Raw genomic sequence first — 17,662 nt, forward strand, 5'->3', positions numbered from 1 at the left:
ACACCCCTTCAACCCCCAAATTGTCGCAATATGTCGCAAGGATATCATGCCGAACACCGTTACGCTCGCCAGCGGTCATCCTGCCGATCCCGCATCGACCGCCGCGCCCGGCTCCGTGCCGGTCTTCGCCTTCGAGCCCAACGCCGCGCCGCTCGCCGCGAACGAGCGTGCCGCGCAACTGGTCAACCCCGGGTTCGGCAAGGTCTTTACCGATCACATGGTCACGATCCGCTATAGCGAGCAGCAGGGCTGGCACGATGCCAAGATCGTCGCGCGCGCACCCTTCACGATGGATAGCGCGTCGGCGGTGCTCCATTATGCGCAGGAAATCTTCGAGGGGATAAAGGCCTATCGCCTCCCCGACGGCGGCGCCGCGCTGTTCCGCCCCACTGCCAACGCCGCGCGCTTCCGCAAGTCGGCCGAGCGGATGGCGATGGTCCCGCTCCCCGAGGATCTGTTCGTCGAGTCGGTCCGCGCGATCGTCCGGCAGGAGGCCGACTGGATTCCGGACATCGACGGCGGTGCGCTGTATCTGCGCCCGTTCATGATCGCGAGCGAAGTGTTCCTCGGGGTGAAGCCCTCGACCGAATATCTCTACGCGGTCATCGCCTCGTCGGTCGGTGCGTATTTCAAGGGCGGTGCGCCCGCGGTCACGCTGTGGGTGTCGCAGGACTATACCCGCGCCGCGCCCGGCGGGACAGGCGCGGCCAAGTGCGGCGGCAATTATGCCGCCAGCCTGATCGCGCAGGCCGAGGCGACGCGGCAGGGGTGCGACCAGGTGCTGTTCCTCGACGCGGTCGAGCGCCGCTGGATCGAGGAGCTGGGCGGCATGAACATCTTCTTCGTGTTCGACGACGGCACGATCCAGACCCCGCCGCTGACCGGCACGATCCTGCCCGGCATCACGCGGGAATCCCTGATCACGCTGGGACGGGACATGGGCCTGACGGTGCGCGAGGAACCCTATGCGATCGACCAGTGCCGCGCCGATGCGGCGAGTGGCCGGCTGCGCGAGGCGTTCGCCTGCGGGACCGCTGCGGTGGTCACGCCGATCGGCACGATGAAGCTCGTCGACGGCGCGTTCGACATCGGCGACGGCGGCGCGGGCGAGACGACGCTGCGGCTTCGCCAGGCGTTGATCGACCTGCAACGCGGTGTCGCGCCCGATCCGCACGGTTGGCTCGAGCGGGTAATCTAGCCTTTCCCGCATTTTTTCGGTTTGCATCGGGGCACGCGCAGCTTAAAGGCCTGCGCTCCCGGATTGGGGCGTCGCCAAGTGGTAAGGCAGCGGCTTTTGATGCCGCCATTCGCAGGTTCGAACCCTGCCGCCCCAGCCATCCCGGATTAAACCGCGATGGCGCCCCACCCGGCACGCATCGAACCCATCCAAATCTCAGACTTTCGCGTACCGTTCGAGAAACGCCGCGTGCGGCGGTAGCCGGTCGACCGTTGCCGTGATCCCGCGCCGGAGGTCCGACAGGGCCCCCTGCAGCTGCGGTGTCGGCATGGTCGCTGGAAGGCGGTGGTGGCTGCGCGGGGTCACGCCCTGGCCGAGCATGACCTCGATCCAGCTATCGGTGCGGAACAGCTCGTCCTTGTCCTGATAGGCCATGGCGGACTCGCGGAACAGGGCGATACGGCTGGCCAGGCTATCGGGGATCGGCATCGTCTGGCGGGATTGCCAGAAGGGCGTGTCGTCGCGCTGAGTCAGGACGTAGTGCAGGATGATGAAGTCGCGGACCTGCTCCCACTCGCGGCGGGTGCGCTGGTTGAAGCGGTCCGCCAGCGCGGCGCTGTCATCGCCGAACGGAAAAGTCTGGATCAGCCAGGTGATCGCCACCATCACAAGATGGATGCTGGTCGATTCGAGCGGCTCGACGAAGCCGCTGGCGAGCCCGAGCGACAGGCAATTGCCGTTCCACACCTGGCGCCGCATCCCGCTGGTGAAGCGGATCTGACGCGGCTCGAACAGTGGCTTGCCGTCGATGCCCGCAAGCAACCGATCGCGCGCGGCGTCGTCCGACAGATGCGCCGAGGAATAGACCAGCCCGTTGCCCGTCCGATGCTGCAACGGGATCTTCCAGCGCCAGCCCTCGCCATGCGCGATCGCCCGCGTATAGGGGACGGGGCCATCCAGCGTTTCGCTCTGCACGGCAAAGGCGCGGTCCGTCGGCAGCCAGTGTGACCAGTCCTCGAACCCGGTCTTGAGCGTGTCCTCGATCAGCAGCGCCCTGAATCCGGTGCAATCGATGAAGAAATCCCCGTCGATCCGTGCGCCCGAGGCGAGCACGAGCGTGGTGATCGTCCCCCGCTCGCCGTCCCGCTCGACCTGCGCGATACGGCCCTCGATGCGCCGGACGCCGGACGGTTCGGCGATGCCGCGCAGGAAGCGCGCATAAGCGGTCGCGTCGAGGTGGTAGGCATAGGCCAGCGTCTGGTCGCGATCGAGCGCGAACCGCTTCGCCGCGGCGGCCTGCAGTTCGAGCGAATAGTCGCCATAGTCACCGCCGAACCCGCGCGCGCGCGCCTCCAGCCAGAAATGCTGGAAGTCCGCGACGAACGTCGATCGCCCCACCGACCCGAAGGCGTGGAAATAGCGGGCGTCGATCCGGTCCCAGTTTTCAAAGGAAATACCGAGCTTGAAGGTCGCGTTCGTCGCGCGGATGAATGCGTCTTCGTCGACGCCGATGAATTGGTGGAAGGTACGGATCGTCGGGATGGTGGATTCCCCCACGCCAACCGTCCCGATTTCATCGGATTCGACCAGGGTGACGTCGACCAGTCCGGCGAGTTGCCGGATCAGCGCCGTCGCGGCGAGCCAGCCGGCCGTCCCGCCGCCGGCGATGACGACGCGCTTGCGCGGACGAGGCGAGGAGGCGTCGGTCATCGATTGAGCTTCTGTGCGACCATCGCGCGCAAGCGCCGCGCGGTCATTGCGTCGAGCGGGGCGAGCGGGCCCTGCGCGATCGCCGGAAGATGCGCGGTCGCCGTTTCGGTCGGACCGAACAGATAATGATCAAACATCGCGCGCCATGCCTGTTTTTCGGAATCGGGCCGTGCGCGCAGGCTGAGGAGCCCGTGCAGCAACGTCGTCATCGGGGAATCGAGAAACGCGGGAACACTGTTCCACCAATAGTTCACCAGGATGTTGAACCCGTCCAGTGCCTCGACGTGGTGCCACCACAGGGCGGGGTAGACGAGCACGTCGCCTGGCTCGAGTTCTGCCACCTCGGCGGCGGCGAACGCATCGGCGAAACGGGGGTAGCGCGTCAGGTCGGGCGCGCGCAGATCGACCATGCTGACGACCTGTCCGGCGGGGGTCGGGTCGATCGGGCCGGGATAGAGGTTGCTGGTCTGGTCGGGCGGAAACAAGGTGAAGCGCCGTCGTCCAGCAACGCACACTGCCAGATTGTTCGACATGTCCCAGTGCGTCGCCGCGATCGTACGGTTGCCGATCCAGATGCTCGCCAGCGGCGGATGCTCGGCGAAGGTCCCGTCAGCCGGGACGATGTCATTCGCGGCCCGCAGGCCGGGCAGGAACATGTCCAGATCGGTCGAGCCGACGTAGAGCGAGGGCGCTTCCTCGGAGTCCGGCAGGGCAAGCAGACGGTCGAGCACGGCGCCCAGCGCGGCTCGTTCGCTGGTGAAGTTCATCGCCGTGCCGTCGGCGGTATAATGGAACCGACCGCGGATCGCGGGATCGCCGACATAGACCACCACCGGCCGCCCGCCGTCGACAGCGCGCAGCATCGTTGCCGCCGCCGTCGGCGATGCCAGGCCGGCGCGGACGAGCGGCCAGTCGCGGGCGGCCCCCTTCAGGATGACCGGTCGCCCCTCCGCGATCAGCGCGCTGACGGCGATCGCGTCGGCGGCAATCCCGGCGCGCGCTTCGGTGCGCCGGAGCGGGGCCGGGCCGGCCGACGGTTCAGCGCGCGCCATCGCGCGTCCGCTTGCGCTCGATCAGCGCGGAGATGTTGCCGAGCGACGTGATCGCCCAGACCGCGCAGCGCAGGAAATCGCCCGCATGAAGGGCGGCCAGCGCGGCGCCGTCCAGTCTGGCGAAGCGCTCGGCAGATACCACGAAGACCTCCGGGATGGAGTAGCGACGCCCGTCGCCCACGTCGACGTCGAGCGTCGCTTCGTCCAGCAGGTCCGCTGCGACAAAGGCGGCGATCATGTCCGGCAGGATCTGGTTGCCGGCAAAGACCGTCCGCAACACTCCGCCGACGTGGTCGAGATACGGTGCGTTGCCGCCATGGTCGAGGAACACCGGCTCGCCCCCGGTGCGGCTGACTCGCGGGTCGGCGAGATCGATGTGGATCATCGGGCCGCCGGGCTCACCGGGCGCCGGGAGGCCGATCGAGAACGGGCCGCGTTGCATCAGGGCGGGGATGAAACGCGCCTTCCATTCCGTGCCCTCGACAAACAGGTTTTCGCCCCGGTCGAGCCCGAGCAGCACCGTCGCGCGAAACGCGCCGGAGTCGCTGCGGCGGAACAGGATGGTATATTCGCGGGAAAGCGCATCGAATTCGGTCGGGAAGACGGTGATCTCGTTGACCTCGTCGCCCCAGGCCGTGCCGCGGTCGGTCAAGATGCGGACATCGTGATGATCGACGTTGTTGAGCAGGACGGGGGTACTGGAAGGGACGGTGCCGGCCATGTCGCTTGTGCGCTTTCGTGAAGGTCTGCTGCTTCTGACACGAAGCAAAGCCGCTTCATAGCGGGGTTGCTGCGCGTAACGACCGGGTCGCACCGGCTGACGCGACCTGCCGCTGCGGTTTTTCCGGATCGCGCTACCAACGCGGTCATTGCACCAGTGCACCGACCGGGTAGACAGGTTTCACCGATGCGCGATCCCGTTCCACGCCCTTGTGCAACCGCTGCCACAGCAGAACACGATCAGGCGCGCGCGCGCCGCATGTTCCGGCTGTCGATCGGGACCTATTTCATGGGTGGCTTCGTGGTGTCGCTGGTCAGCTTGCTGGTGCTGCGGCTCAAGTTGTTGATGGGACTGGACTACGCGCAATCGTCTTTGGTGCAATTTTCGTTTCATTCCAGCTATTTACTGTTCGCTTTGCCGATAACGGCGGTACTCGTCGGGATTGGCTACATGCGCGGCCTTGCCACGGGGCTGCTCGTCATGGCGTTGGGATGCATCGGTTTCACCGCTGCGGCGGCACTGCACAGCTATCCGGCGGTGCTGCTGGCGCTGCTCACCTTGGCGGGCGGAGTGACGTTCCTGCAGATCGCAGCGAGTGTCGTGGTTGCGGTGGTCGAGCCACAGCAGCGTGCGATCCCCCGGATGACGCTGTTGCAGGGCTTCAACTCGATCGGCACCGTTCTGGCGCCGCTGGTCGGGGCCTGGTTCTTCTTCGGCGATGCCGCGGTCGAATCCCGGGCGCATGCCTGGGGTATGCTCGAACTGCCGTTTCTCGCCGGCGCGGTGGTCCTGCTCGCGCTTGCGGTGGCTTTCTGGGCGCATCGCAACCTGCTGGCAGGCATGCCCCCGCCGCGACGGGTGAAGCTTGCGGAACTGCGCCTCGTGCTCGCGGATCCGAAACTGGTGGCGGGATCGTTGGCGATGTTCGCCTATGTCGGGGCCGAGGTGACGATCGGCGGGCTGCTCGCGAGTTACCTGGTATCCCCGCAGATCCTGTCCGTCGCGCCGGTCGTGGCGGGGCGGTTGGTCAGCCTGTACTGGGCGGGCGCGATGCTCGGGCGATTTGCCGGGGCGGCGGTCCTTACGCGCGTTGCGCCGCCGCGCCTGCTCGCGGTCGCCGCGGTCGCGGCGATGGTCCTCGTGCTCGTCGCGACCCGCGCGGAAGGGGTCGCGGGCGCCGCCGCGCTGATCGCGGTCGGGCTGTGCAATTCGATCATGTACCCTACGCTCTTCGCGCTGTCCTTGCCGGAGGATCAGAGCGTTGCGCCATATGCGTCGATGGCGTTGTGCATGACGGTGGTCGGAGGCGCGGTGGTCCCGCTGCTGACCGGGTGGCTGGCGGACCGGGTCGGGCTGGCACCCTCGCTCCTGCTGCCTGGCCTCTGCTACCTCGGGATCGCGATCTTCGCGCTTGCCTGCACCAGGCGCTGGGCCGACCCCGGGGCGGTGCCGACCTGACTGCGCCGGGCTGGGGAACGGGCCGAGGTCCGTCCGTGTTCAGCCCGATGCCGTGCGCGATGCTTGCTCTTCGCCGTCCGACGGACCGCGCCGGGCAGCGGCCCGCGCGGAACCCCGATTGCGGCGGCCGAGCCGCTTTTCGCGGCGCGCATCGGCATGGGCCATCAACGGCGTGGCGGTCATGCCATGCACCACGATCGAGAGCAGGATGGTCGCGCCGGCGATCGCCCATATCTGCGACCGTTCACTGAATTGCGCACGGTTGAAGGCATATTGCAGGTAGAATAACGTCCCGATGCCGCGGATCCCGAAAAACCCCATCAGCCGTTTCGACAGCCCGGGCGTATCGGTCCCCGCGAACGCCAGCAGGCTGGCGAGCGGGCGGATGACGAACACGATCGCCACGACGAGCAGGGCGCCCCACAGGTCGAGCGGTGCAAGCAACCCCCGTCCGACCGCCCAGCCGAACAGGACCATCACGACCGTCATCAGGACGCGCTCGATCTGACCCGAGAATTCCGACATGGCGGCGTGGAATTCATTGTCGGGACAGGTCGAGCGGATCGTCAGCGCGGCGATGAACACCGCCACGAAACCGTTGCCGTGCAGCACGACGGTCAAGGCATAAGCGCAGAACGTCACGCCGATCGCAACCAGCCCGTCGCCCGTGTCCGACAGCTTGGCGGCAGGCAGGCGGAACATGAGATAACCCGCGCCCGCGCCGAGTGCCCAGCCGATCGCGACGCCGAGCACCAGATCGAGCGCGACCTGTACCAGCGACCAGTGCAGCCAGTCGACGGTGCCACTCTGGAGGCTGATCGCCAGCAGGATGAAGGGGAAGGCAAGACCGTCGTTGAGACCCGCCTCCGACGTCAGGCCGAACCGGGTTTCGCCGTCCTCGCCCTGGGTTGGCGGGCCGGTCTGGACGTCGGCGGCAAGCACCGGGTCGGTCGGGGCGAGCGCCGCTGCCAGCAGCAGTGCCGCCCCGACACCGAGACCGCCGCTCCAATGCGCCGCGGCGAAGACGACGATCATGGTCACGGGCATCACGATCAGCAGCAGGCGCCACGTCGATCGCCAGCGCCGCCACCCGAACTTGCGGTCGAGCCGCAATCCCGCGCCCATCAGCGCGATCAGCACGATCCCCTCGTTGAGATGCTCCAGCGTCGAATCGTGCGTCAGCGCCGACTGGCTCGCGCGGAACCACGGTGTCAGCGACAGCAACAGGCCAAGGGCGATGCAGATGATCGGCAGCGACAGCGGCAGCCGCCGGAGCAACAGCGGCAGCCACGCCGCGAGCAGGATCAGCACACCGATCCCGAGCAGGATCATTTCATGAGGGAGTTGGAGCATCCCCCCTAACGACCGACGTCCCGCTTAGGCTCCTTGCCATCCCGTCCCGTCAGGCCGCGGCGGACGTCGCGGGCATTTCGGTTGCCATCAGCGCCGACAGGAACGTCTCCCGCCACCAGTTGATGTCCTGCTGCTCGATCGAATCCATGCACGCCCGCCACCGCCGGATCCGTTCGTCCTTGTCCATCCGCAGCGCCTTCAGGATCGCGTCGGACATCTCCTCGGCGCTGTACGGATTGACGAGCAGCGCCTCGCCCAGCTGTGCCGCTGCACCTGCGAAGCGCGAAAGGATCAGCACGCCGGGATCTTCCGGATCCTGCGCCGCGATATATTCCTTCGCGACCAGGTTCATCCCGTCGCGCAGCGGCGTGACGAGACCGATCTTCGATGCGCGATAGATCCCCGCCAGCGTATCGCGGCCATAGCCCTGGTTGACGTAGCGGATCGGCACCCAGTCGACGTCGGCATAGGCCCCGTTGATCCGGCCCGACAGGCTTTCCAGCGTGTTGCGGATCCGCTGGTAACTTCCGACCGCGCCACGCGAGGGCGGCGCGATCTGCAGCAGGAAGACTTCCTTGCGCTCTTCCGGATGCTCGACGAGGAAGCGTTCGTAGCCGAGGAAGCGCTCCTCCAGCCCCTTGGAATAATCGAGCCGGTCGACCCCGACGATCATGTCGCGCCCGTCCGCGCTGTCCCGCATCCGGCGATAGGTCAGCCGCGCCACGACGCTGCGCGCAAGATCGGCGAACTCGGGCGCGTCGATGCCGATCGGGCAGGCGAGCACGCGGACGCTGCGGTCCCCGAGCGTGACGACACCATCCTCGACCGTCGCGCCCATTTCGAGTCGCGCGAAGTCCATGAAACTCTCGAGCCATTCCTCGGTGTGGAAGCCGATCACGTCATAGGCGAACATCCGCCGGACGAGTTCCTGCGCCTCGGGCAGGATCGACAACAGCCGACGCGGCGGCCACGGAATGTGCAGGAAGAATCCGATCCGGTTCTTGCACCCGCGCTTGCGCAGCTCGTCGCCGAGCGGGAACATGTGGTAATCCTGGATCCACACGACGTCCTCGGCCTCGATCAGCGGCTGGACGGTCTCGGCGAAGCGCTCGTTGACGCGCTGGTATCCGCCCGCGAAGTCGCGCTCATATTCGGCCAGGTCGACCCGGTAGTGGAACAGCGGCCACAGCGTGCGATTGGCATAGCCGTTGTAATATTCGTCGATGTCCTGCTCTTCCAGGTCGATCGTCGCGGTGGTGACGCCGTCGTTGCGATGGAAGTTGATGTCGCCGGTGAAATGGTCGGTCTGTTCGCCCGACCAGCCGAACCACACGCCGCGATACTGGCGCAGCGCCGACTGCAGCGCGACCGCGAGGCCGCCCTGTGCACCGGACTCCGACCCCTTGGGGGCGGAGACGCGGTTCGAGATGATCACCAGACGAGTCATCGGATCGAGCTCCACGGTTTGCTCAGCAGGGCGGCGCAGTTGATCATGCCGACCAGCGAATAGGTTTGGGGGTAATTGCCCCACAGTTCGCCCGTCTCGGGCTCGATATCCTCGGACAGCAGGCCGGCGGCGGTGCGCCGCGCGAGCATCTCCTCGAACAAGGCGCGTGCATCCTCGCTCCGGCCGGTGAAGTGCAGCGCCTCGATCAGCCAGAAGGTGCAGACGTTGAAGGCCGTCTCGGGCAACCCGAAGTCATCCTCGATCGCATAGCGCAGCATGAACGAGCCGCGCCGCAATCCCTCTTCGGCGGCCTTCAGCGTATCGATGAAGCGCGGATCCGAGGGTTCGAGGAAACGCAGGTCCAGCAACTGCAACAGGCTCGCGTCGAGGTCGTCGCCGGAGAAGGTCGCGGACATTCGCCGTGTCTCCGGGCGCCACGCCGCGGTCTCGATCCGCTGCCGGATCGTGTCGGCGCGCTCCTGCCACAGCGCGTTGCGATCGGTCAGACCGAGCACGTGCGCGGCATTGGCAAGGCGGTCGCACGCCGCCCAGCACATCGCCGACGAATAGGTATGGACGCTCTGGCGCGTGCGCAGCTCCCACAGGCCCGCATCGGGCTGGTCGTAATTCGCCCAGGCGCGTTCGCCGACATGCTCGAGCGATTCGAAATCCTCGAGCCCGGCGAGCCGGAACAGCCGGGTGTCGAAAAACGCATGGACGCTGCACAACACGATCTGGCCGTAGGCGTCGTGCTGAATCTGCTCATACGCCTGGTTGCCGACGCGGACCGGACCCATCCCGCGATAGCCGGGGAGGTCGGGCGCTTCGCGCTCCTCGAGCTTCGCCTCGCCGAGCACGCCGTACAGCGGCTGGATGTGGCCGCCCGCCGCGGCATCGACGATGTTGCGGAGATAACCGAGATACCCCTCGAGCACGTCGAGTGCGCCGAGCCGGTTGAGCGCCTGCACGGTGTAATAGGCATCGCGCACCCAGCAGTAGCGATAATCCCAGTTGCGCTGCGATCCGGCATGTTCGGGGATCGAGGTCGTCATCGCGGCGACGATCGCGCCGGTTTCCTCATGCTGGCACAGCTTGAGCGTGATCGCCGAGCGGATCACGACGTCCTGCCATTCCAGCGGGATCGCAAGGCCGCGGACCCATTCCTGCCAGTGCGCGGTCGTCTTCGCCAGCATCGCGTCGAGCGTCTCGGCAAGGTCGCCCGCAAAGCTCTCGTCCGGTCCGAGGAAGAAGTGCAGCGGGCGTTCGACGCGGAACGGCAGTTCGTTCTGGATCATCCCGACCGGTGCGGTCGTGCTGAGCCGCATCGCCATCGTCTCGAGCAGGAAGCGGATATGGTTCGACCCGCCGATCTTCTCGTTGCAGGTGCCACCCCAGCCGCAGGTCGGGCGCAGCGCGACCCGCACGCGAGGGCTGCCCGCGACGGGGCGCACGATCCGCGCGAACGACACCGGGCGATAGCTTCGGCCGCTGCTGACGAAGCGCGGGCAGAAATCGATCACCTCGATCGCGTTGCCGGTCGCATCGGTATGCCGCGTGACGAGGATCGGGGTGTTGCGGATGTACTGCTGTTCGACCGAGACACTGTCCTCGATCTCGATGGCCCAATAGCCGCGTTCGGGCGCCTCGCCGCCGAGCAGCGACGAGAAGAGCGGATCGCCGTCGATCCGCGGGACGCAACCCCAGACGAACTTGCCGGCGCGATCGACGAGGGCGCTGACCTGGCAATTGCCGATCGGCCAGAGATCGAGCGAGCTCATGCCGCCACCCCGCACGCGGCTTCGAGCCAGTCGAGCGTCGCCGCGACATCGGGGAGGCGGTACGTCGCGCTGCTCGGGCGGGGGGCGCCAATCAGGATGCCAGCGCCGCCGAGGTCCTTGGCCGCTGCCATTGCAGGCTCGTCGGTATCGTCGTCGCCGAGGAACACCGGCGTGAACCCAGCCATTTGCGGCGTGGCCATCAGCCGCCGCAGCGCCGAGCCCTTGTCACCGCCGCCGACGCGGAGCTCGACCATCATCTTGCCGGTCTGGAGATGGAGTGCGCTTTCGTCCGCGAGGGTGCGGGCGAGCGCGTGCGCTTGCGGTTCCATCGCGGGGCAGGCGCGATAATGCAGCGCCGCGCCAAAGGGTTTCTCCTCGACCAGCAGGCCGGGTGTCGCTTGAGCAAAGTCTTTCATGATGGTCAGGATACGATCGAGGGCGGGTGGTCGTTCCGGCAGCGTTCGCATTCCGTCGTGCGCCTGCACCTCCAGACCGTGACTTCCCGCGATCGTCAGCGGCAGCGGGCCGAACAGACCGAGAATGCTGTCGACCGAGCGCCCGCTGATGATCGCGACGCGGTTGTCGAGGGTCGTGCGGAGCCGGTCGAGCAGGCTGGCGAGCCGCGCGTCGACGCTGACCAGTTCGGGGCGTGCGGCGAGCTCGACGAGCGTGCCGTCAAAATCGAGGAACAGCGCCGCGCCACGCAACAGCGTGACGGGCGGGAGCGAATCCGGGGAGGGGGTCGTCATGCGCGCCCGATAGCAAGGCGGGGGGGCTGGCGTCACCCGAAACTGGCGGGGTCGGTTCGGTGGGGGGGCTTCTGCGAACCCTACACTAGCGTCACCCTGAACTCGTTTCAGGGTCCACCGCGGACCAAGTCCGGTCTGTGCCTGCTGCATTGTGGATGCTGAAACAAGTTCAGCATGACGGCGGTTGCGATAGGCTTGGGCTAGGTGGTGAGCCCATGAACGCGGGCGACCGCTCTCGCCCAAACTCGAATGGACCTCAGGGGCGTATTCGCAGCCGCTTATACCGAACCATTAATGACAGCTCGAGCGCTTTCGGGTTGGTAATTCCTCAGCTACAGTGTGGGGATGACGGATATCCCTCGACCCCGTGCCTATTACAGCGCACGGAAAAACGGTCCCCAGGAAGCCAGGTTTGACCTGGATGACATGCGAGAAATCTTGTTCAGCGCTTATGCCTATCTTGAAGGTGCCGGCTATTTTGTGGATGCCTTCGGTTACGACTGCGTGGACGAGGGCTATGTACCTGGCTTTGTAGGCGGCAATATCGACGTATTTGTCCGTATGACGCTGTTAAAAAAGGATCTTTGGCCGCTCCGCGAAAAATACCAGTCCTACTCGGAGGACGATTGTTTCACGATGATCGAGTTTCTCTACGATCACGTTAGCAAGCCTGGATCCAAGAACTTCCACGATTGGAATAATTGCGGTTATCACTACAGCGAATTTGACCGCGATCTTGGGCGTAAGGAGTTCAGAAGCAGGTTTCTCGTGCCACTCGAACGGTATGGTGAAGGGTGGGAGTTGACGGAAGCCGGGGAGGTAATGAGCCTGCCCCCAAGTGGCATGACGACCCTACTGACGGCGCGTCCGCCTACGAACGATAAGACAGTTTTGGACCGGATGATGGATGCAACGAGCCGGTTTCGCCGACACGGTAGCACGATCAAGGAGCGCGAAGTGGCGGTGCGAGACTTGGCAGATGTTCTTGAGTGGATCAAGCCGCACATCAATATGGCATTGATGAACAAGGACAGTAGTGACCTGTATAACATCGCTAACCAGTTTGGCATCCGCCATCTCAATCAGAACCAAAAGCTAGAGTATGATAAGGCAGTGTGGCTCAGTTGGATTTTCTACCACTATTTGAACACCATCAACGCTTGTCTGCATATAATGAAGCGCCAAGGAGGTAACGCTTCGCCCGGGATCGCTGCAACGAAATCTCGGGAGTAAGCGCTGGCGCATTTCACCCGGCTCAGGTTCAAATCAAACCTCGCAGATCATGCCACACACGAAAAGACCTCATTTGAACGTCGGCTCTCCACCCGAAGCAAAGCATTTGCATTCACAACCCTACGGCCCACAACCCTCAGCGGGATGACGGCACCGCCGCCACCCCGGCCTCGCCTCACCCGTGCGGGCGCATCACCACCTTGATGACGCCGTCTTCCTTGTCGCGGAACTTCTGGTACATTTCCGGCGCATCCTCGAGCGAGGCGGGGTGCGTCACGACGAAGCTCGGGTCGATGTCCCCCGCTTCGATCCGCGCGAGCAGCGGCTTGGTGTACGCCTGGACGTGGGTCTGGCCGGCCTTGATCGTCAGCCCCTTGTTCATCAGCGCGCCGAGCGGAACCTTGTCGCCCATGCCGACATAGACGCCCGGGATCGACACCGTGCCGCCCATCCGGCAGCTCATGATCGCCTCGCGCAGAACGTGGATGCGATCGGTCGCGAGGCCGACCGTGGCCTTGGCCTTGTCGAGCACCGCATCCACCGAACCGTGGCCCGAAGCTTCGGCGCCGACCGCGTCGATGCAGCTGTCGGGGCCGCGGCCCTTGGTGCGATATTGCAGCTCGTCATAGACGTTCTCGACTTCGCTGAAATCGATCGTCTCCGCGCCGCCGGCTTCCGCCATCCGCAGCCGCTCGGGGACTTCGTCGATCGCGATGACGCGGCCTGCGCCGAGCATCAGCGCCGAACGGATCGCGAACTGGCCGACCGGGCCGCAACCCCAGATCGCGACGGTGTCGCCGGGTTCGATCTGCGCGTTTTCGGCGGCCATATAGCCGGTCGGGAAGATGTCCGAGAGGAACAGCGCCTGTTCGTCGGTGACGCTGTCGGGCACCTTGATCGGGCCGAAATCGGCCATCGGCACGCGGAGATATTCCGCCTGGCCGCCGCAATAGCCGCCGAGCATGTGGCTGAAGCCGAACAGGCCGGCGGGCGAATGGCCCATCGCCTTGATCGCCATCTCGGCATTGGGGTTGGTGGTGCAGCAGGCCGAGAACAGCCCCTTGCGGCAGAACCAGCAATCGCCGCAGCTGATCGTGAACGGCACGACGACGCGGTCGCCGATCTTGAGGTTGGTGACTTCCGAGCCGAGCGCGACGACTTCGCCCATATTCTCGTGGCCGAGGATGTCGCCCGATTCCATCGTCGGCTGATAGCCGTCGAGCAGGTGAAGGTCGGATCCGCAGATCGCGCAGGCGGTGACCTTGATGATCGCATCGCGTGGATGCTTGATTTCGGGGTCGGCCACGGTGTCGACGCGGACGTCGCCTTTCCCATGCCAGCATAATGCGCGCATCGTATGTCTCCGTCAGGCTTCGGATCTGCCCCGGGGGTAGGGCAGTGGATCCTGTCGCGGTAACGAGCGATGCTGGAAAAGGTCCCGGTCCTCAGCCAAAAGACAATAAGTAAATGTACCGGGATACCCGGTGTTGTCTGCCGGACTAAACCTTGGTTAAGATTGTCCGGCCAACGCGGTTAGTCATTCTGCATTCTTGGCTGGAACAGTGCGCCGCCCTCGACCACCCAGATGATTCCCAGCACCGCGACCCCGATCGCGAGGTAGCCGATCGCCAGCGGGAAAGTCGTACCGTTGTACGATTGCCCGATCGCCGTGCCGACCAGGACCGCGCCGACGCTGGTGATGAAGCCCTGCACCGATGACGCCGTCCCCGCGATATGCCCGACCGGCTCCATCGCCATCGCGCCGAAGTTGGAGCCGCACAGCCCGATGCAGGTCATGCTCAGCGCCTGGAAGACCATGTAGGTGATGAGCGATTCACGCCCGACGCCGATCACCGCGAGGTGGATGAGCGACAGCCCGATCAGCCCGAACACGGCGACCTGCGAGATCAGCCGCGTCCCCAGCCGCTCGACCAGCCGGCTGTTGGCGAAGGAGGCGCACCCCATCGAAAACGCGCAGACCGCGAACAGGATCGTGAAGCGTTCGCCCGCATGGAATTCATCGACGAAGATCTGCTGTGCCGACGCCACGAACGCGATGATCCCGCCGAACGTCAGCGACGCGGCGAGCGCATAGCCCGCCGAATAGCGATTGGTCAGCGTCAATCGGTAGGAGCTCGACAGCGTCGCGATCGAGATCGGCACCCGCCGCGCGACCGGCAGCGATTCGCGCAGCCGTGCGAGCGTCCATGCCAGCACGAACGCCGCGAAGCCGGCGAGCGCGTAGAAGATGAAGCGCCACGGCCCCATCGTTAGCAGCACCTGCCCGAGGCTCGGCGCAAGGATCGGCACGAGGAAGAAGATCATCTGCGCGACCGACAGCGTCCGCGCCATCGTCCGCCCCGAGAAATTGTCGCGCACGATCGCGACCGCGAGCACCCGTGTCGCCGCCGACATCAGCCCTTGCAGGATGCGCGCACCGAGCAGCGCACCGAACGTGCCCGAGCTCGCCGCGAAGATGCTGGCGGCGACGAAGCCGATCAGCGTGATGATGAGGATGGGCTTGCGGCCATAGCGATCGGTCAGCGGCCCGTAGGCGAGCTGGCCGGTGCCGAACCCGAGCATATACGCGGTGATGATCCACTGCCGGTGGTTGGCGGTGGCGATCGACAGGTCCCGCCCGATATCGGCAAGCGCGGGGAGCATCAGGTCGACGCCGAGCGCGTTGACCGCCATCAGCGCGGCAACGAACGCCACGAATTCATGACGATGCATCGCGGGGAGGGGGGAGGTGGATCGCGTGGACATGGCGTCCGCTTAATGCGGCGGGAAGGGATAGGCCATCGTTGATGCTGGCGAAGCAAGGGCGGGGTGCGCGAGCGCGGTTCTTTCGCGTCGGACGCGTCCTGTTCGCTCGCGCCGGTTCGGGTCAGGCTGCTCAACCGTCCCTCCATGCCCTCCTCCCTTACGCTTCCCCGGCGCAGGCCGGGGCCCAGTCGCGCAGGTCGACGTCATCGAGCGCTGCCCTCACCATGCGCGGCCCACGACTGGGCCCCGGCCTCCGCCGGGGAAGGGCAGAGGGGGATGTCGTGCGGGAGGGCTGCGCGTGGGAGGTTCTTTTGCTTCGGGCGCGTCCTGTTCGATCGGGCCGGATTGGGTCACGCTGCTCGCCCCCCCCGATGCCCTCCTCCCTTACGCTTCCCCGGCGCAGGCCGGGGCCCAGTCGCGCAGGTCGACGTCGTCGAGCGCTGCCCCCGCCATGCGCGGCCCACGATTGGGTCCCGGCTTTCGCAAGACCTCTGCGAACATCGCTCGATCCCGCATTTGTCACCCCGGCGAAGGCCGGGGCCGTGTGGTTATCCGGGCGCGGCGGGACGGCTGGGTGCGGTATCACCGGTTTTGCCCCCTTGTATGGCGGCCCCGGCCTGCGCCGGGGTGACGGGCAGAGGCAACGGTACGACGTTCGCAGAGGGCTCGCCTTCGCCGGGGAAGTGGGGGAGGAAAAGCGCGTCGAGCAAGGACGGATGTACTCGTCCCACCGGCAGGGCTTTCCTCCCGCCACACTCCCACGGTAAGGCGCTCCATCAACGATAGAACACTCCCGGGGGAAGCATGGCCAGTCTGTTGCGCCGCAAGATCATCAAGACCGGCGCCGACCAGCCCGCCGACCAGCAACTCGCGCGCACCTTGTCCTGGCCGCACCTGATCGCGCTCGGCGTCGGGGCGATCGTGGGAACGGGCATCCTGACGCTGATCGGCGTCGCCTCGGATCGCGCAGGCCCGGCGGTGTTGCTGAGCTTCGCGGTCGCGGGCGCGATCTGCGCGTGTGCGGCGCTCTGCTATGCCGAAATGGCGACGATGATCCCCGCCTCGGGCAGCGCCTATACCTACAGCTATGCGGTGCTCGGCGAGATCATCGCCTGGGTGGTCGGGTGGAGCCTGATCCTCGAATATTCGCTGGTCGTCTCGGCTGTCGCGGTCGGCTGGTCGAGCTATGCCGTGCGCTTCCTCGCGGGCGTCGGGATCGTTCTCCCTCAAGTCCTGACGCATGGCCCGAGCGTCGGTGGGGCGTTCGGGATCAATGTCCCCGCGGTCTTCATCATCGCGGTCGTCGCGGGGCTGTTGACGCTCGGCACGCGCGAGAGCGCGCGGATCAACAGCGCGCTCGTCATCCTCAAGATCGTCACGCTGACGCTGTTCGTGATCGTCGCGTTGCCACACTTCGATTCCGCCAATCTCCATCCGTTCGCGCCCTATGGTTATGGCAGCGTCGCGGGGGCGGACGGCGTGAAATACGGGATGATGGGTGCCGCCGCGATCATCTTCTTCGCCTTCTATGGCTTCGACGCGATCTCGACCGCGGCCGAGGAGACCAAGAACCCCGAGCGCGACCTCGCGATCGGGATCGTCGGGTCGATGGTGGTGTGCACGATCATCTACATCGTCGTTGCGCTCGCGGCGGTCGGCGCGGTCCATTACAGCGTCTTCGGCAAGAGCGCCGAGCCGCTCGCGCTGATCCTCGTCCAGCTCAAGCAACCCGGCATCGCGACGATTATCGCCGCGGCCGCGGCGATTGCGCTGCCGACGGTGATTCTCGGCTTTCTCTACGGGCAGAGCCGGATCTTCCTGGTCATGGCGCGCGACGGTTTCCTGCCCCCCGCGCTTGCCCGGGTCTCCACGCGCGGAACCCCCGCGCGCGTGACGCTGATGACCGCGCTGTTCGTCAGTGTCATCGCGGCGCTGATGCCGATCGACGTGATCGCCAGCCTCGCCAACGCCGGCACGCTCTGCGCGTTCGTCGCGGTGGCGGCGTGCGTGCTCGTGCTGCGGCGGCGCGATCCCGCCGCGCGTCGCCCGTTCCGCATGCCGCTCGCCTTCGTCATCGCCCCGCTCGCGATCCTTGGCTGCGCATATCTTTTTACCAGCCTGCAGGTCGTAACCCAGCTTTCGTTCGTTGCGTGGAACGCGGTCGGCCTGCTGGTGTACTTCGCCTATGGCCGCGCCCGCGCGACGATCGCCGCCTGAA

At 66.0% G+C, this 17,662-nt stretch carries 13 protein-coding genes and 1 tRNA gene; 5 read left to right on the forward strand and 9 right to left on the reverse strand.

Features of this window, described 5'->3' with window-relative positions:
- The first annotated feature begins 46 nt into the window (after positions 1–46).
- Positions 47–1,198 carry a branched-chain amino acid aminotransferase gene (locus L8K25_RS15980; protein ID WP_242139977.1) on the forward strand — a complete coding sequence of 384 codons (1,152 nt, stop codon included), beginning with the start codon at positions 47–49 and terminating at the stop codon, positions 1,196–1,198.
- A gap of 64 nt (positions 1,199–1,262) precedes the next feature.
- Positions 1,263–1,337, forward strand: a tRNA-Gln gene (locus L8K25_RS15985).
- A 56-nt stretch (positions 1,338–1,393) separates the two neighbouring features.
- Here the strand turns inward: L8K25_RS15985 and L8K25_RS15990 are convergent.
- Genes L8K25_RS15990 through L8K25_RS16000 form a run of 3 tightly spaced genes read right to left on the reverse strand, consistent with a single transcriptional unit; the run spans position 1,394 to position 4,660 of the window.
- On the reverse strand, positions 1,394–2,887 hold the full coding sequence (locus tag L8K25_RS15990; RefSeq protein WP_242139978.1) for a tryptophan halogenase family protein: 1,494 nt from the start codon (positions 2,885–2,887) through the stop codon (positions 1,394–1,396).
- Complete coding sequence (locus tag L8K25_RS15995) at positions 2,884–3,939, reverse strand: cupin-like domain-containing protein (protein ID WP_242139979.1); 1,056 nt, start codon at positions 3,937–3,939, stop codon at positions 2,884–2,886. The genes L8K25_RS15990 and L8K25_RS15995 overlap by 4 nt, the downstream gene beginning before the upstream one ends.
- Positions 3,926–4,660 (reverse strand): SapC family protein, encoded by a 735-nt coding sequence (locus L8K25_RS16000; protein WP_242139980.1) that lies wholly within the window; start codon positions 4,658–4,660, stop codon positions 3,926–3,928. Before L8K25_RS16000 ends, L8K25_RS15995 begins: the two co-directional genes overlap by 14 nt.
- 258 nt (positions 4,661–4,918) lie before the next feature.
- On the opposite strand from L8K25_RS16000, the gene L8K25_RS16005 reads away from it, so the two are divergent.
- Positions 4,919–6,118 carry an MFS transporter gene (locus L8K25_RS16005; protein ID WP_242139981.1) on the forward strand — a complete coding sequence of 400 codons (1,200 nt, stop codon included), beginning with the start codon at positions 4,919–4,921 and terminating at the stop codon, positions 6,116–6,118.
- 39 nt (positions 6,119–6,157) lie between these two features.
- Here the strand turns inward: L8K25_RS16005 and L8K25_RS16010 are convergent, their stop codons facing one another.
- The 4 genes from L8K25_RS16010 to otsB are packed head-to-tail and all read right to left on the reverse strand — an operon-like array spanning position 6,158 to position 11,445.
- Positions 6,158–7,471 carry a cation:proton antiporter gene (locus L8K25_RS16010; RefSeq protein ID WP_242139982.1) on the reverse strand — a complete coding sequence of 438 codons (1,314 nt, stop codon included), beginning with the start codon at positions 7,469–7,471 and terminating at the stop codon, positions 6,158–6,160.
- A gap of 49 nt (positions 7,472–7,520) precedes the next feature.
- Positions 7,521–8,918 carry an alpha,alpha-trehalose-phosphate synthase (UDP-forming) gene (otsA, locus tag L8K25_RS16015; protein ID WP_242139983.1) on the reverse strand — a complete coding sequence of 466 codons (1,398 nt, stop codon included), beginning with the start codon at positions 8,916–8,918 and terminating at the stop codon, positions 7,521–7,523.
- Positions 8,915–10,696 carry a glycoside hydrolase family 15 protein gene (locus tag L8K25_RS16020; RefSeq protein WP_242139984.1) on the reverse strand — a complete coding sequence of 594 codons (1,782 nt, stop codon included), beginning with the start codon at positions 10,694–10,696 and terminating at the stop codon, positions 8,915–8,917. The genes otsA and L8K25_RS16020 overlap by 4 nt, the downstream gene beginning before the upstream one ends.
- Positions 10,693–11,445: a trehalose-phosphatase gene (otsB, locus tag L8K25_RS16025; protein WP_242139985.1), complete on the reverse strand. Its 753-nt coding sequence runs from the start codon at positions 11,443–11,445 to the stop codon at positions 10,693–10,695. The genes L8K25_RS16020 and otsB overlap by 4 nt, the downstream gene beginning before the upstream one ends.
- A gap of 345 nt (positions 11,446–11,790) precedes the next feature.
- Between otsB and L8K25_RS16030 the strand changes: the two genes are divergently transcribed.
- Complete coding sequence (locus L8K25_RS16030) at positions 11,791–12,678, forward strand: hypothetical protein (RefSeq protein WP_242139986.1); 888 nt, start codon at positions 11,791–11,793, stop codon at positions 12,676–12,678.
- Between the two features lie 175 nt (positions 12,679–12,853).
- On the opposite strand, the gene L8K25_RS16035 is transcribed toward L8K25_RS16030, so the two are convergent.
- Positions 12,854–14,032 carry a zinc-dependent alcohol dehydrogenase gene (locus L8K25_RS16035; protein WP_242139987.1) on the reverse strand — a complete coding sequence of 393 codons (1,179 nt, stop codon included), beginning with the start codon at positions 14,030–14,032 and terminating at the stop codon, positions 12,854–12,856.
- A gap of 179 nt (positions 14,033–14,211) precedes the next feature.
- Entirely contained in the window at positions 14,212–15,411 is a 1,200-nt protein-coding gene (locus L8K25_RS16040; protein WP_242140181.1) for a multidrug effflux MFS transporter, read from the reverse strand.
- Between the two features lie 837 nt (positions 15,412–16,248).
- Between L8K25_RS16040 and L8K25_RS16045 the strand changes: the two genes are divergently transcribed.
- Positions 16,249–17,661 (forward strand): amino acid permease, encoded by a 1,413-nt coding sequence (locus L8K25_RS16045; protein WP_242139988.1) that lies wholly within the window; start codon positions 16,249–16,251, stop codon positions 17,659–17,661.
- Position 17,662: the final 1 nt, after the last annotated feature.

The sequence above is a fragment of the Sphingomonas sp. TREG-RG-20F-R18-01 genome, assembly GCF_022662475.1.
In the GTDB taxonomy this organism is placed as follows: Bacteria; Pseudomonadota; Alphaproteobacteria; order Sphingomonadales; family Sphingomonadaceae; genus Sphingomonas.